This window comes from Pseudokineococcus basanitobsidens (assembly GCF_037482545.1).
Classification (GTDB): Bacteria; Actinomycetota; Actinomycetes; order Actinomycetales; family Quadrisphaeraceae; genus Pseudokineococcus; species Pseudokineococcus basanitobsidens.
Window position 1 is genome coordinate 71304 of the sequence record NZ_JBBIAA010000008.1, and the last position, 15054, is coordinate 86357.

The 15054-nt window shown below is 78.2% G+C and carries 11 protein-coding genes and 2 tRNA genes; 3 read left to right on the forward strand and 10 right to left on the reverse strand.

Going from position 1 to position 15054, the window contains the following annotated elements:
- Positions 1 to 88: 88 nt before the first annotated feature.
- On the reverse strand, positions 89 to 535 hold the full coding sequence (locus WDZ17_RS09230; protein ID WP_339574856.1) for a RipA family octameric membrane protein: 447 nt from the start codon (positions 533 to 535) through the stop codon (positions 89 to 91).
- A gap of 95 nt (positions 536 to 630) precedes the next feature.
- Positions 631 to 1845, reverse strand: coding sequence for a Bcr/CflA family efflux MFS transporter (locus tag WDZ17_RS09235; protein ID WP_339574857.1), 1215 nt, complete (start codon positions 1843 to 1845; stop codon positions 631 to 633).
- A gap of 104 nt (positions 1846 to 1949) precedes the next feature.
- Between WDZ17_RS09235 and WDZ17_RS09240 the strand changes: the two genes are divergently transcribed.
- On the forward strand, positions 1950 to 3254 hold the full coding sequence (locus tag WDZ17_RS09240) for a NupC/NupG family nucleoside CNT transporter (protein WP_422631923.1): 1305 nt from the start codon (positions 1950 to 1952) through the stop codon (positions 3252 to 3254).
- 21 nt (positions 3255 to 3275) lie between these two features.
- Here WDZ17_RS09240 and WDZ17_RS09245 read toward each other — a convergent pair whose 3' ends face one another.
- From WDZ17_RS09245 to WDZ17_RS09275, 7 genes are all read right to left on the reverse strand, one after another.
- On the reverse strand, positions 3276 to 3629 hold the full coding sequence (locus tag WDZ17_RS09245) for an STAS domain-containing protein (protein ID WP_339574859.1): 354 nt from the start codon (positions 3627 to 3629) through the stop codon (positions 3276 to 3278).
- Positions 3626 to 4705 (reverse strand): ECF transporter S component, encoded by a 1080-nt coding sequence (locus WDZ17_RS09250; RefSeq protein WP_339574860.1) that lies wholly within the window; start codon positions 4703 to 4705, stop codon positions 3626 to 3628. The genes WDZ17_RS09245 and WDZ17_RS09250 overlap by 4 nt, the downstream gene beginning before the upstream one ends.
- Positions 4702 to 6477 (reverse strand): ABC transporter ATP-binding protein, encoded by a 1776-nt coding sequence (locus WDZ17_RS09255; RefSeq protein WP_422631924.1) that lies wholly within the window; start codon positions 6475 to 6477, stop codon positions 4702 to 4704. Before WDZ17_RS09255 ends, WDZ17_RS09250 begins: the two co-directional genes overlap by 4 nt.
- A 56-nt stretch (positions 6478 to 6533) precedes the next feature.
- Positions 6534 to 7541, reverse strand: coding sequence for a CbiQ family ECF transporter T component (locus tag WDZ17_RS09260; protein ID WP_339574862.1), 1008 nt, complete (start codon positions 7539 to 7541; stop codon positions 6534 to 6536).
- Positions 7542 to 7749: 208 nt separating this feature from the next.
- Positions 7750 to 8589, reverse strand: coding sequence for an SCO2322-related protein (locus WDZ17_RS09265; protein ID WP_339574863.1), 840 nt, complete (start codon positions 8587 to 8589; stop codon positions 7750 to 7752).
- A 486-nt stretch (positions 8590 to 9075) separates the two neighbouring features.
- A tRNA-Arg gene (locus WDZ17_RS09270) sits at positions 9076 to 9148 on the reverse strand.
- A 115-nt stretch (positions 9149 to 9263) separates the two neighbouring features.
- Positions 9264 to 10835 (reverse strand): methyl-accepting chemotaxis protein, encoded by a 1572-nt coding sequence (locus WDZ17_RS09275; protein ID WP_339574864.1) that lies wholly within the window; start codon positions 10833 to 10835, stop codon positions 9264 to 9266.
- 194 nt (positions 10836 to 11029) lie between these two features.
- Between WDZ17_RS09275 and WDZ17_RS09280 the strand changes: the two genes are divergently transcribed.
- Positions 11030 to 11117 (forward strand) — tRNA-Ser (locus tag WDZ17_RS09280).
- Between the two features lie 92 nt (positions 11118 to 11209).
- Here the strand turns inward: WDZ17_RS09280 and WDZ17_RS09285 are convergent.
- Entirely contained in the window at positions 11210 to 12730 is a 1521-nt protein-coding gene (locus WDZ17_RS09285) for an LCP family protein (RefSeq protein WP_339574865.1), read from the reverse strand.
- A 239-nt stretch (positions 12731 to 12969) separates the two neighbouring features.
- Between WDZ17_RS09285 and WDZ17_RS09290 the strand changes: the two genes are divergently transcribed.
- Complete coding sequence (locus WDZ17_RS09290; RefSeq protein WP_339574866.1) at positions 12970 to 15000, forward strand: penicillin-binding transpeptidase domain-containing protein; 2031 nt, start codon at positions 12970 to 12972, stop codon at positions 14998 to 15000.
- Positions 15001 to 15054: the final 54 nt, after the last annotated feature.

Genomic DNA, 15054 nt, shown 5'->3' on the forward strand with positions numbered 1-15054 from the left:
CGTCCTCCTGCGCTCGCCTCCGGGCGCCGTCCGCGCCCCGTCGAGTGCCACGCCACCACGGCGGCGCCGCCGCCGCACGCGAGAACGGCTACCCCTGGAGCACGACGACCGCGCCGACGACGTGAGCGAGGAAGAGCGCAGCGAAGAGCAGGTAGGTCACCTGCGTCACGTTCGGCCGAGGGCGTCGCCGACCGCCCAGCACCGCCGTCGTCGTCACCCGTTGCTCCACGGGGACCTCCATCCGCTCCTCCACCTGCCGCATACGGTCGCGGGCCGCCCTGTAGTACCCGTGCTGGGTGTGGACCGCCGATGCGGACAGGACCGCCGCGACCGCTCCCAGCCCGAAGACGAGGGCAGCCGGCCGGCCGCCGCTGACCGCCACGGCTGCCGCCAGGATCGCAGCGTTGAACGCCAGGAGGTACTGGGTCCTCGACCAGTTGAACTGGGCCTGGAACCGGTACTCCTCGACGGCGACGCGGTAGAGGTCCCCGGCACCCGGGACGTCCGCGGCAGGTCGCGTCGGGGTGGACGTCATGCCGGCACGGTAGACCTGATCCTCCGCCGTCGCCGGAGCCGCGCTGGACCGCACGACGTGCCGCTGCGGTGCCGTACGAGGCCGCACGGTCGCCCTCAGGCGGGCGCGCGCCGGGCGGCGAGCAGGGCGGCCGCGAGGCCGACGCTCATGAGCGTCGCCATGGGCAGCACCGACGCCGTGCCGAGGACCCCGGTGAGGGGGATGACGGCGGCGCCGCAGGTGAACGCCAGGCCGCCGCCGAGCGCGGACGCCGTGCCGCGGGAGCGGTCGCCGGCCGCCTGCGCCAGGGCGAAGCCGGCCGGGAGCACGAGCCCCATGCCCGCGGTCAGCCCCGACAGGAGCACCCACACGAGCGCGAAGGGCGGCGCGGCGACGCCGACGGCCGGACCGACGAGGGACGCCACCAGCAGCAGCGCCGAGGAGGAGGCGGCGACGGCGAGACCGGTGGCGCGCAGCGCCGTCGGCGGCCACCGGTGCACGAGCCGGGCGAAGGCGAAGCTCGTCGCGGCCATGGTGGCGCCGTTCGTCGCGAAGACGACGCCGTAGAGCCCCGCCCCGATCCCGTAGACGTCCTGGAGCACGAGGCTGGAGCCGCCGATGTAGCCGAAGAACCCGACGGTGGCGAGGCACGCCACCAGCACGTGCCGCATGAAGCGGCCGTCCCGCAGGAGGTCGAGGACGCGCGACGCCGTGGCCCGTGCGGAGGCGTGCTGGCGCTCGTCGGCGGGCAGGCTCTCCGGGACGGCCCGCCAGGCGCCGAGCACCTGCACGAGCCCGATCACCGCCAGGACGCCGAAGACCAGCCGCCAGCTGCCCACCTGGAGGACGCCGGCGCCGATCGTCGGGGCGACGACCGGACCGAGCAGCCCCACCGCCGTGAGGAGGCCGAAACGCGCGGCGGCGTCGGGTCCGCGGTGGGTGTCGCTGACGACGGCGCGGGCGCAGACGGCACCGGCCGCCGCCGCGACCCCCTGGACGAGGCGGGCGCCGACGAGCACCGCTGCGGTCGGGGCGAGGGCGCAGAGCACCGACGCCACCGCGAAGAGCGCGGGCCCCACGAGCAGCAGCGGGCGACGGCCGAGCGCGTCGCTGACCGGGCCGAGGGCCAGCTGGCCCGCGGCGAAGCCGACGAGGAAGGCGGTGAGCGTCAGCTGGGCCCCGACGGCGCCGGCCCCGAGGTCCGCCCCGACCTGCGGCAGCGCCGGCAGGTACATGTCGGTCGCGAGGGCCGAGACGCCGGACAGGAGCACCAGCACCCAGAACGCGGGGACGGTGCGGACCCGTCGCCCCGTCCCTGCCGTACCGCTCACGTCGTCGCCACCACGGCCCCCACCCCACCACGGGAGCCGTGGCCCGCCGCACCGTGGCCCGCAGCACCGTGGAGCGCAGCACCGTGGAGCCCTACGGTGCCGAGGTGGGCGAGCTGCGCGGGGTCCTGGGCCTGCTCCTGCTGCTGGGCGTCGCCGTCCTCGTCTCCCGGGACCGGCGCGGGATCCGCTGGCGGACCGTCGTCGTCGCCCTCGCGCTGCAGGTGGGCTTCGCCCTCCTGGTGCTGGGGTGGGGCCCCGGCGCCGCCGCCCTCGGGTGGGTGTCGGCGCGGTTCGAGACGCTGATCGGCTACGCCCAGGAGGGCACCGCCTTCGTCTTCGGGCCCCTGCTGGACGTCACCGAGGACGGCGGCTCGGCCGCCTTCGCGCTCGGCGTGCTGCCCGTCATCGTCTTCCTCGGCGCGCTGATCGGGCTGCTCCTGCACCTGCGGGTCGTCCAGTACCTGACGTACTACCTCGGCGGGGCCCTGGGCCGGCTGCTGCGCGTCAGCGACGTCGAGTCGGTCTACGGCGCCACGGTCGTCTTCCTCGGCATGAGCGAGGCCCCGCTGATGATCGCCCCGTACCTGCGGCGGCTGCGGACGGCGCAGGTCTTCACCGTGATGACCGGGGGGCTCGCGGCCGCGGCGGGCTCGACGCTCGTCGGCTACGCCGTCCTGGGGGCACCGCTGGAGTACCTGCTGGCGGCGACGGTCATGAACGCCCCGGCCGGGCTGCTCATGGCCAAGGCGACGTGGCCCGACAGCACGGTCGAGACGGAGGCCGAGCGCCGGGCCCGCCTGGGCCTGGGCCCCGACGAGGAGGTGCAGCAGGACCCGGCGGACGAGGACGCGCACACGGACGTGCGGCGCTACCGGGACACCGAGTCGGCCAACGCCATCGACGCCGTCGGCCGGGGTGCGCTCGCCGGCGGCCGCATCGCCGTGACGGTCGCGGCGCTGCTGGTGGCCTTCGTGGCCCTCATCGCGCTGGCCAACGGCGTGCTCTCGGCGGTCGGGGGCTGGTTCGGCGTGGACGACCTGACCTTCCAGGGCCTCCTCGGGACGGTGCTGTCGCCGCTCGCCTGGCTCCTCGGCGTGCCCTGGTCCGAGGCCGCGACGGCGGGCTCGTTCATCGGGCAGAAGACGGTGCTCAACGAGTTCGTGGCCTTCGCGGCCTTCGGCCCGCAGGTCGACCAGCTGGCGCCGACCACGGTCGCCGTCGTGACCTTCGCGCTCGCGGGCTTCGCCAACTTCTCCTCGATCGCCATCCAGATCGGGGTGCTCTCCAGCCTGCACCCGCCGCTGCGCCCGGTGGTCGCGCGCCTCGGCCTGCGGGCGCTGCTCGCCGGGAGCCTGGCCAACCTCTCCAACGCGGCGATCGCCGGCGTCGTCGTCAGCGCCGTCACCTGACCGGCGCGGTGGCGGCGCACGTCAGCCCGCGGAGCCGTCCTCGCCGGCCCGGGGGGCGAAGAGCTGCTCGACGCCGAGCATCTCCAGGAGCTGCCGCACCTGCGGGGGCGTGCCCAGCAGCTCGGGCGGCTCGTCGGGGGTCGGGCGCCCGCGCGGCGCCGCCACGCGCAGCAGCAGCCCCAGGCCCTGGGTGTCGATGAAGGTGACGCCGCTGACGTCGATGCGGCGGACCCACGACAGGTCGCCGTCCGCGCCACCGCCGCCCCGGTCGAAGGCCTCCACGGCCGCCAGGTCCACGTCGCCCTCGAGCACGAGCAGCGAGGCCTCCTGGCGGGCGAGCACGACCCCGTCCTCCCGTGCTCCCGTGGCGTTCATGCGTCTCCTGCGTGGTCGGCGTCGTCGGCGTCGTCGAGAGGCGGTCCGGCGGTGCCCGGCCGTCGTCCCCACCGGGCCGTGCGACGTGACCCCGCGCCCCCTCGCACCCCGCCACCGTAGCCGCGGCCGCGGACGGCCTCGGTCGGTGCCGGCGCCGTCGGGGCGGCGGCGCCGGCGTCCGCAGGCGGGGCCTCCGGGAGCGGGGCCTCCGGGAGCGTGGCCTCCGGGAGCGGGGCCTCCGGGAGCGGGGTCACCGGGGAGGGGGCCACGGAGAAGGACGCGCGCCGGACGACGCGGCGCAGCCCGCCGAGCACGGCCGGGCCGACGACGAGGACGGCGAGCGCCGTCGTCACCGCCCGCCCCGCGTCCCAGCCGAGCGACGTGAGCGCCGTGTACGCGAGCAGCCGCCACAGGTTGTCGGCGAGCGGCGCCCCCGCGACGTAGGAGGCGCCCGTGCCGGCCGTGGCGAGCGGCCACCCCCACAGGTTCATCAGCAGCCCGAAAGCGAAGGCCGCGACGACGCCGTAGCCGGCCAGCAGGAGCACCTCGCCCCGCCCGCGCAGCCGGCGCCCCGGCAGCAGGCCGGCGCCGAGGCCGACCCAGCCCGCGGCGACCATCTGGAACGGCAGCCACGGGCCGACGCCGGCCGTCAGCAGCGCGGAGGCGAACAGGGACGTGCAGCCGAGGACGAAGCCGAAGCCGGGCCCGAGCACGCGACCGGCGAGCACGAGGAGGAAGAAGACGGTCTCGACCCCGACGAGCCCCGCCCCGAGCACGCGCAGGCCGGCGTTGACGGCGGACAGCACGCCCAGCAGCGCCAGCGCGGAGACGTCGACGCCCCCGTCGGCGAGCTCGGCGAGGACGACGGCGACGAGCACGGGCAGGACGAGCGCGAAGAGCAGCGAGGCCGCCGGCCCCTGCGCCAGCGCCGCCCCCGCCGGCACGAGCAGCGGCCACGCGAACATGACGAGCCCGGCCAGCGACGCGAGGGACAGCACGAGCGCCGAGCGCGGCCGCAGCCGCACCGCGCTGACCCGTCCGCCGGCCGCGGTCCCCCGGCTCGCGGCGGCGCTCACGACGGTCCCCCGCCGGGCCGCCGGCGCGGGGAGGACGCGTCGCCGGCCGTCTCCGCGAGCGCCGCCCGCACCTGCGCGGGCGTGAGCCACTCCTGCGGCGACAGCACCTTCGCCGTCTGCGGGGCGAAGGCCGGGGAGGACGCGACGACCTCGGCCGTCGGCCCGTCCGCGACGACCCTGCCCTGCGCGAGCAGCACGACCCGGTCGGCGGCCGCGGCGACGAGCTCGACGTCGTGCGTGGCCAAGGCGACGGCCCGCCCGCCGTCGGCGAGCTCGCGGACGACCTCGGCGACCCGGCGCTTGGCCTCCTCGTCGAGCCCGCGCGTCGGCTCGTCGAGCAGGACCACCCGCGGGGTGGCGGCGAGCTGGACGGCGAGGACGAGCGCGAGGCGCTGGCCCTCGGAGAGGTCGCGCGGGTGGCGGTCGTCGGCGACGCCCGGCGTGATCTCGTCCAGCAGCGCCCGGCAGCTGCCGGCCGGACGACCCGACTCGGCGTCGGCGCGCGCGCACTCGGCGGCCACCGTCGGCAGGTACAGCAGGTCGCCGGGCGTCTGCGGGACGAGGCCCACGAGGGCGCGCCCGCCCGCCGGGTCGAGGACGGCCGGGTCGAGGCGTCCACCGCCCGCCTCGTCCCGGCGGCGCCGCCACGGGCGTCGCCGCGCGGGCACGACGGCCGCGGTCCCGTCGGGGAGCACGCCGACCTGCCCGCCGGTCCGGGGGCCCGAGCCCTGCCAGGCCCACAGCAGCGACGACTTGCCGGAGCCGTTGCGCCCCATGAGGGCCACCACCTCGCCGGGCGCGAGGTCGAGGTCGACGCCGCCGACGGCGCGGACGGCCGAGGTCCCGTGGCCGTGGACGACCTCGACGCCGCGGGAGACGAGCAGCGGCGCGACGCCCCGGTCGACGGCCCTCGGACCACGGGCAGGACCGGCAGCCGGAGGGGACGCACCGGCGAGGGCAGCGCGCAGCGGGCCGGCGAGCCGGCGGGCGTCGCGGACCGACAGCGGCAGCGGCTCCCACCCGGCCAGGCGACCGAGCTCCACGACGGGGGGCGCCCCGGCGTGCTCGCGCATCATCGCGGCAGGCGCCCCGTCCCGGACCTGGCCACCGGCGTCCACCAGGACGACCCGGTCGGCGTGCTGGACGACGCGCTCGAGCCGGTGCTCGGCGACGAGGACGGTCAGCGCCAGGTCGTGCACGAGGCGGACGAGGGCCGCGAGCACCTCCTCGGCGGCCGCCGGGTCCAGCGCCGAGGTCGGCTCGTCGAGCACCAGGACGCGCGGGCCCGCCGCGAGCACCGAGCCGACGGCCACGCGCTGGGCCTGCCCGCCGGACAGCGTCCGCAGGGGCCGGTCGCGCAGGTCCGCGACGCCCAGCAGGTCGAGCACCTCCTCGACGCGACGCCGCATGGCGGCGGGCGGGACGGCGAGCTGCTCCATCGCGTAGGCGATCTCGTCCTCGACGGAGTCCGTGACGAACCCGGCGACGGGGTCCTGGCCCACGTAGCCGACGAGGGCGGCGAGGTCCCTCGGCGGCACCGCACGGGTCGACGTCCCGGCGACGACGACCTCGCCGGACAGCTCGCCGCCGGTGAGGTGCGGGACGAGGCCGCAGACCGCGCCGAGCAGCGTCGACTTCCCGCTGCCGGTCGGGCCGGCGACCAGGCAGAGCTCGCCCTCGCCGACCGCGAGGTCCACGTCGCGCAGCGCGGGGGCCGGGGCACCGGGGTAGGTGACCGACACCCGGTCCAGCCGCACGACGGCGTCGCCCACCGGTCCCCGGGCGGGCTGCGGTGCGGCGGCCGGCCCCGGGGCGGGGGCGGCGGCGCTCACGCCGGCCTCGTGCGGGTCCGGGTCCGCGCCGGTGCACCCGGTGACGGCGCGAGCACGGCGGGCAGGACGGCGACGAGGACGCCGACCAGCGCGAGCGGTGCGGGCTCGGGCCAGGCCGGCGGCGCGGTCGAGGGGTCCAGCGACCCCGGCGCGAGCGCCCCGGCCAGCACCACGAGGCCGGCCGAGGCCGCGCCCGTCGCGGCCACCGCCCACTCGGGGACGCCCCACGGGTCCGGCCGGTGGGCGGTGCGGCGCACGCGCGCCGACGCGGTCCGCAGGCCCAGCAGCGCGAGCAGGACGCCGGCGGCCAGCAGCGCCGGGCCCGTGGCCGGTCCGGCCGTCGGGTCGAGCAGGCCGAAGAGGCCGAGGCACACGCCGACGAGACCGGCGAGCAGGAGCGTGGCGGAGGTCGCCCGCACGCGCCGCGGGACGCCGGCCGTCCGGCCGTAGCCGCGGACGGCCATCGCCGCGGCGAGCGCCAGCGAGCGGTCGAGCGCGTCCGCGAGGACGGGGGTGAGGACGGCGGGCAGCGCGCGCAGGCCCTCCCCGCCGCCCGACCGGAGCCGCCGGGCGCGTCGCACCCGCCGCACGCTGTCGACGAGCTGCGGGGCCGCGGTCAGCGCGATGACGACGGCCGTCGAGACCTCCGCGAGGGCACCCGGCACGGCCCGCAGCAGCCGGCGGGCGTCGGCGAGGGCGTTGGCGGCCCCGACGCAGACGAGCACCGCGGCCAGGCGCAGCCCCTCGTAGACGCCGGCGAGCAGGGACCCGGCGGTCACCGGGCCGAGCAGCGTGACCCCGGTGACGGCGTCCGGCAGCGGCACCCGCGGCAGGTCCAGCACGACGGGCCCCGTGCCGAGACCCGTCCCGCCGAAGAGCACGCGGAAGGCGACACGCACGGCCACGACCACCGCGGCGAGGACGAGGTAGAAGCGCAGGTCCAGGCCGTGCGGGGCGTCCGGGCGCCGGGCCGCGACGACGACGCAGACGACGGCGACCACCACGAGGAGGAGCAGCGGGTCCGACGTCCGGCCGGCCGCCGCCGCGAGCCCGAGCGCCCACAGCCACCAGGCGCCCGGGTGCAGCCCGCGCCGCTCGGGCGCGCCCGCCGACCCGGGCCTCCCCCGGGCGGGCCCGGGGTGCTCGCCCCCGCCCGCCCCGCGCCGGGCACCACCACCGACGCGAGCACGACCGTCCGCGCGGGCGGTGGCCTCAGCGGCCGTCGGACGCCCCGCGCCCGTGCTCGTCGAGGTCGGCGCGCCGACGACGCGCGGCGAGCAGGCCGCCCACGACCACGAGCACGACCAGGACCGCCACGACGGCGATCGTGCCCACCGGCGGTCCGTCCTCCTCGATGTCCCCGGCGGCGTCCTGCGCGCCGTCGTCGACGGAGCCCCCGCCGACGGACGGGGAGGCGGAGGCAGACGGGGACGGCTCGTCCGTCGCGGACGGCGACGTCGTCCCCTCGGCACCGGCGACGGGGAGGTCGGCGACCGCCGCGGGCTGCAGGCGCGGCGGCGTGGCGTCGAGGGAGTCACCGGACAGCACCGTCCAGGACCACGCGTCGACGCTGCCCGGCTCGGGGGTGCGGTCGGCGGCACCGACGTCGCTGAGCGTCCACGCGCCGTCGCGGGGGGCGTACCAGTAGGACCAGTAGCCGGCCGTCTCGCAGTCGGCCTCCTCGGGCGTCGGCACGCCGGCGATGGTGCACACGAAGCCCGGGGAGACCTCGGTGACCGCGAACCCGGCGTCGGTGAGCGCCGCGAGCCCGTCCTCGGCCGCGGGCGCGCAGCCGGCGGTCGGGCCGTCGAGCTCGCCGGCCAGCCCCTGCGGGTCCACGACGACGGTGGCGCCCTCGCCCTCCGGGCACGCCTCGCCCGTGGGGGCGACGTCCGCGGGGGCCGAGGACCCCGGGGCGGGCGTAGGGGTCGCGGGCGTGGGGGTCGCGGGCGTGGCGGCGGCGGGGCCGACGCCCAGCGCGACGGCCAGGCCCGCGCCGGCGACGAGAGCGGCCCAGCGGTGCCGGAGGACGGGACGGGGGCGTGCGGGCACGGGAGGCCTCTCGGGGAGGGGCCGGCGGAGGCGGGCACGCCGACCCGCGACCCGCGCGGCTCCGGCCCTGCCGAGGGCACGGTCGCGACGGACCACCGACCGGGCTCCGCCCCGCAGACCTCGGCGGGGGACGACGGGAGCCGCTGCCCCCGGGCGGGCGTTCCGGCTCACGACCGCCCGGCGCACGCCGGGAGCCGCCTACGGCTGCGGGTCAGCGCCGGCGTCGGACCGGCTTCCCCCGCACGGGGACGGTGCAGTTCGCGGCGGAGCCTAGCCCGGGCCGCGCCTGCCGCCGCAGCCGGCGCAGCCCGACCGGGGACGCCGGGCCTCGGACTGCGGCCCCCGCCCGGGGCTGCGCGTCCCCGGTCGCCGGTGCCCAGACGCAGCGCGCCGGTGCCGGGCGCGGGGCGGTGGCGGCTGGGCGGACGACGAAGGCCCCACCGGCACGTCTGCCGGTGGGGCCTTCGTCGTCGCTGTCTCAACGAGCGCGCCCGGAGGGACTCGAACCCCCAACCTTCTGATCCGTAGTCAGATGCTCTATCCGTTGAGCTACGGGCGCAGGGCCCGCTCCCGCAGGCCGACGTGAACAGTACCGGGTCCCCCGCGGCAGCCGAAATCCGGTGCGTCCTCGGCCGGCGACCGCGGGGGGCGGCACCGACCCACGGCAGGCGGGCTCAGCGCCGTCGGGCGAAGGCCGAGGCCATGTCGGCCTGCTCGCGCAGCGCGTCGCCGATGCGCGCCTGGACGGCGTCGAGGCGGCCGATGAGCTCGCTCGTCTCCTCCATGCCCTGCGAGACCTCGCGGCTGCTGGCCTGGATGGTGGCCACCTGCTCCGCGACCCGGTCCGTCGCCGCGGCCGTCTCGCGCGCCAGCTGCTTGACCTCGCCGGCGACGACGGCGAAGCCGCGCCCGACGTCCCCCGCCCGCGCCGCCTCGATCGTCGCGTTGAGGGCGAGCAGGTTCGTCTGCGCGGCGATCCCCGAGATGATCTCGATGACGTCGCCCACGGCGGCCGACGCGCTGCCCAGCGCCTCGACGTCCGCGGTGAGCGCGGCCGTCCGGTCGACGGCGCGCCCGGCGGCGCTCCAGCCCTGCGTCGTCGCCTCGCGGACGCGGGCGATGGTGTCCATGAGCTCCTGGGCGCTGAGGACGTCCTCCTGGGCGCGCCGGAGCGTGCCGAGGTGCTGGGACACCAGCTGGCGGACGCTGCGGAGGGAGTCGGCGCGCGAGGGCGAGAGGTCCAGGACGTCCTCGACGAAGAAGTCCATCGTGCCGATGACCCGGTCGCCCACGGTCAGCGGCATGCACACCCCGGCGTGGATGCCGGCCCGCCGTGCGGCGGGGGCGCGCACGCAGTCGGTGAGCTCTCCGAGGTCGCGGACGACCACGAGGTCGCCCTGCTGCCAGGCGCGCCCGGCGAGCCCGACCCCGGGCGCGAACGTCGACCGGCGGGTGGTGCTCCGGAACTCCTCACCCGCCGAGCCGGACTCGACGACGAAGCGCAGCACCCCCGCCGCCTCGTCGACCGCCCAGAACGAGCCGTAGGCCCAGCCGAAGGACGAGCGCACCGTCTCCAGCGCCAGCCGGACGGCGGCCTCCTCGTCGGGGGCGGCGGAGACGGCCTCCACCACGGTCGTCACGGCGGCACGGTCCTCCACGGTCGCGGCCAGGGCCGCCGCAGCCACCGCCCCACGGCGCGCCTGCGCGGCGATGCGCCCCAGCGCGTCCCACTTCTCGCCGCGGGTGCCCGCGAAGGGCAGCGGTCCGTCGCCGTAGAACTCCTGGACGGCGACGACCTCGCCGTCCTCGACCACGGGCAGGAAGGCGCCCGCCGACATGCCGGCGGCCCGCGCCGTCCGCCAGCGCGGGCAGGAGGGGAGGTCGTCGCCGTCCACCGCGACGACGGTGCGGCTGCGCGTCGCGAGCGCCCGGCCCAGCAGCCCCTCGGCCACGCCCTCGCGGGGGGCACCGGCCATCGCGGGCACGAGGTCCCCGCTCTCCACGAGCCGTCGCCAGCGCCCGCCGCCGACGGGCAGCCAGACCGCGCCGTAGCGGAGCCGCAGGGCGGTCACCAACGTGCTGACGACGCGGGCGTGGGCCTCGGCGTCGTCGCGCACCCCGGCGTCGAGGGCGACGATCACCTCCTCGAGCGCCTCCACGTCCCGGGGCGGGGCGGCGACGGGGCGGCGCGGCGCGGGGACCGCGGCCGTGGCCGGTCGGTGCGCGGGGCCGCGTCGCAGTCGCACGGTCGTCTCCTGGGAGGTCATGGGCTCGGCAGGCCGTGCCGGGGCGCGAGCCCGACGGCGCCCCGAGGTGCAGATCGGCACCCGGGCCCGGCGGCCTGAGCCCGCCCGGCCGCCCGGTCGCCCGGCCGCCCGGCCGCCCGGCCGGCTCGTCGGCGCTTTGCGGGCCGACTCCCGGCCTCTGTACCCTCACCGGCGGAGGCGTCGCCTAGTGGCCTATGGCGCCCGCCTGCTAAGCGGGTTTGGGGTGATACCCCATCGCGGGTTCAAATCCCGCCGCCTCCGCTCCACGAGCAGCGCACGTCCCCCGGGACGTGCGCTGCTCGCGTCCTCGCCCCGTGCCGGTCCGTCGAGGTGCCGGTCCGTCGAGGTGCCGGTCAGCTGCAGATGTCGTCCGCGCCGGAGCGCGCCTCGATGGTGCTGGCCGGGTCGGGCTCGCTGCGGTCGGGCAGGGGCTCCTCGCCCAGGCGGTTGGGGACCTCGGCGACGTCCGGGGCTCCCGCCCCGAGGGTGACGACGACGCTGCCGGTCAGGCTCGGGTCCTCGACCACGTTCGCGCCGGGGAAGGCCGCGGCGACCGTCTCCGCGGCGGCCTGCGAGCCCGTCGGGTAGGTCACGCGGACGCCGTCGGGCGCGTCGCCTGCGGCGGCGTTGCCCGCCACCGGGACGGTGAAGCCCTGCACCTGCAGGTCCGCCTGCGCCTCGCTCGCACGTCCGCTCTCGCCCGTGCCGTTGTAGACCTCGACGCTGATGTCGCCCGGCGACACCGTCAGCGCCGGCGTCACCTGCGCCGTCTCGGCGGGCTCGGGCTCGCTGCCCGGCAGCGGCGAGTCGGTGCGGATGCTCTCCCACAGCGCCTCGGCCTCGGGTGCCCACTGCAGGCGGTTGGGGTCGGGCTCGTACGCCTCGAAGGGGACCGTGACGAAGCTGACGTCGTCCGGCCGCATCCCCGAGACGCTCTGCGCCAGGCGCGTCAGCCGCGGGACGCTGGCGAGGTCGGGGTCCGTGGTGAGGGACTGCGTCGCGGCGTCGAGGAAGCGCACGAGACGGTCGGGACGCAGCAGGACGCCCGCGCTCGTCACCTCCTGGACGACGGAGGACAGGAACTGCTGCTGGCGGCCGATGCGGCCGATGTCGCTGCCCTCCGTGCCGGGCACGTTGTAGCGGGCGCGCACGTAGGCGAGCGCCTGCTCCCCCGACACGCGGCTGGTCCCCGCCGGCAGGTCCAGGTGGCTCTTCGGGTCGTCCACCGCCTCGGGCAGGCAGACCTCGACCCCGCCGAGCGCGTCCACCATGTCCTGGAAGCCGTCGAAGTCGACGACCGCGAAGTGGTCGATCGGCACCCTCGTGTTGATCTCCACCGTCTGGATCGCGCAGGCGGGCCCGCCGCCGGCGAGCGCGGAGTTGAACATCGCCAGGTGGGTGTCGTCGCTCGCCCGCTCCGCGGCGCTGACGTCGTCGTCCTCGCCGTACCCGCAGGCGGGGACCTGGACCATCGAGTCGCGCGGGATGCTCACCGCCGTCGCGCTCTGCCGGTCGCCGGCCAGGTGCACGAGCAGCGTCGTGTCGGACCCCCCGCCGCCGATGTCGCCGCCGAAGGCGTTGCCGCCCTCGCGCAGCTCGCTGCGGTCGTCCGAGCCCATGACGAGGATGTTCAGCGGCCCGGTGCTGCCGTCGCCGGAGGACCCGTCGGTGGTGGGACGGTCGCTCCCGCCCAGCTCGGCGTCGACGTCGACGGAGGTGATGTTGCCGTCGAGGTGCGCCACGACGGCCGCCCCGGCGGCGGCACCGACGACGCCGACGCCGACGACCACGGCTGCGCCCGTGGCGACGACGCGGTGGGCCGTGGACCGCCGCCGGACGTGCCGGCCGGCGGACCTGGGGTGCGACGACGTCATGCGGTGGAGGCCTTCCCGTGCGCTCGGGCCGGTCCGGCGGGCGGACGGCGACCGCGCGCCCACGCGGGCACGCCGGATGCGGGTGCTTCGATGCTACGACGGCATCGGTTCGCCCTCCCGGCCCTGGAGCGGTACGGGCCTGTGAGGTGCCTGGGCATCCCGGGGCGCGTCCGGGCGGGTCGGCGACGCCCCGGCCGCGCCGCCGCCGCCGGCGCCCGCGCGCCTGGCAGGGTCGCCCCGTGCAGCGCCCCAGCCGCAGGACCACCGCCCTGGCCGCCGCCGGCCTCGTCGTCGTCGCCGCCGGTGCGGTGACGGCCGTGGTCCTCGTCGGCCGGGCCGACGACCGACGTGACGAGGCCGCCCGGGCGGCGGCCGAGGCCGTCGTCGCGGCCTGGACCTCCGGCGGGCTCGCCTCCGCGCCCGTCGTGACGGCCGACGGCGGCGGCGCCGACGACGTCGCGGGCGCCTACGACGCCGTCGTCGCCGGGATGGGCGACCTGCAGCCGCAGGTCACGCTCGTCGACGTCGAGCGGGACGAGGACGCCGCGACCGCCGACCTCGAGGTCACCTGGCCGGTGCCCGGCGCCGACGGGGGCTGGACCAGCGGGACGACGCTCCCGCTGGCGGCCACCGGGGACGACCGCGAGGCGTCGGGATGGACGGCCACGTGGACGCCCACCGTCGTCGCCCCCGCCCTGGAGGAGGGGGACGCGCTGCGGCTGGACCGCGTGCGCGCCGAGCGCGGCACCGTCACCGACCGCGGCGGCGACCCTCTCGTCGTCGACCGGCCGGTCGTCGACGTCCAGGTCGACCCTGCCCGCGTCGACGACCCGACCGCCCTGGCGGGGCGGCTCTCGGCGGCGCTCGGCGTCGACGCCGCCTCGCTGGCCGACCGCATCACGTCGGCGCCGCAGGGGCAGGCCGTCTCCGTCATCACGCTCCGCGAGGACGCCTGGGCCGCCGTGCCGCAGGACGTGCGGTCCCTCGCCGGCGTGCAGACGCTCCCCGGCGAGCTGCCCCTGGCGCCCACGACCGACTTCGCCCGTGCCCTGCTCGGGGTGGTGGGTGACGCGACCGCCGAGGTGGTCGAGTCCTCGCAGGGGCGCGTCGTCGCCGGCGACACGACGGGGCTGTCAGGCCTGCAGGCGCAGTACGACGAGCGTCTCGCCGGGACCGCCGGCGCGACGGTCGTCCGGGTGCCGGGCGGGGCGGACGACGCGGGCGGGGCGGACGACGCGGGCTCGGCCGACGAGAGCGCCGGCCCGCCGGAGCAGACGCTGTACTCCGCCGGCCCGGTCGCGGGGCAGGACGTGCAGGTCTCCCTGGACGCCGACGTGCAGGTCGCGGCGGACGAGGCGCTCGCGGGCGCCACCGGGGACGGCGGGCAGGGCGCGCTCGTCGTCGTCGACGTCGGGAGCGGTGACCTGCTCGCCGTCTCCTCGGCGCCGTCCACGGGCCTGGACCGCGCGCTGCAGGGGCGGTACGCGCCCGGCTCGACCTTCAAGACCGTGTCCACGCAGGCCCTGCTCGCCGCCGGCCTGTCCGTGGACGAGACCGTGCCCTGCCCCGCGACGGTCACCGTGGACGGCCGTGACTTCGTCAACGCGGGCGGCGAGGAGCTCGGGGACGTGCCCTTCTCGACCGACTTCGCGCAGTCCTGCAACACCGCCTTCGTCTCCCTGGCGGACCGGCTCGACGCGGGCGCCCTCACCACCGCGGCCGCCCCGATGGGGATCGGCGGTGACTGGTCCGTCGGCGTCCCGCTGTTCACCGGGGAGGTGCCCGAGGCGGGGAGCGAGGACGTGCGGGGAGCCGAGATGATCGGCCAGGGCCAGGTGCAGGTCAGCCCCGCCGGCCTGGCCGTGGCGACGGCGACCATCGCCCGCGGCTCGTGGCTCGCGCCGCGGGTCGTGCTGGACCCGGCGCCCGAGGAGGGCGGGACGCCTCCCGAGCCCGTCGCCGACCTGGCGGTCGTGCGCGACCTCATGGGGCTCGTCGCCACCGAGGGCACGGCGGCCGACGCCCTCGCCGACGTGCCCGGCCGACCCGTCGGGGCCAAGACCGGCACGGCCGAGCTGGGCGAGCCGGGCCCCGACGACAGCCTCGCGACGAACGCCTGGACCGTCGCCTTCCAGCCCGGCACGGGCCCGTCCGGGCCGGACGGCGAGGGCGTGGCCGTCGCGGCGCTCGTCGAGGGCGGCAGCGCCGGCGGCGCCGTCGCCGCGCCCGTCGTCGCGGACCTGCTCACCGCCCTCGCCGCCCAGGGCTGAGCCGGCTCGACGGGCGCCCGGGCCGTCGGGGCGGCGTCGAGGGCGCGGGGCTGG

Bases quoted from the DNA above. Each gene is read 5' to 3' on its own strand.
- WDZ17_RS09230 (WP_339574856.1), bottom strand. From the start codon at position 535: ATGACGTCCACCCCGACGCGACCTGCCGCGGACGTCCCGGGTGCCGGG.
- WDZ17_RS09285 (WP_339574865.1), bottom strand. From the start codon at position 12,730: ATGACGTCGTCGCACCCCAGGTCCGCCGGCCGGCACGTCCGGCGGCGG.
- WDZ17_RS09245 (WP_339574859.1), bottom strand. From the start codon at position 3,629: ATGAACGCCACGGGAGCACGGGAGGACGGGGTCGTGCTCGCCCGCCAG.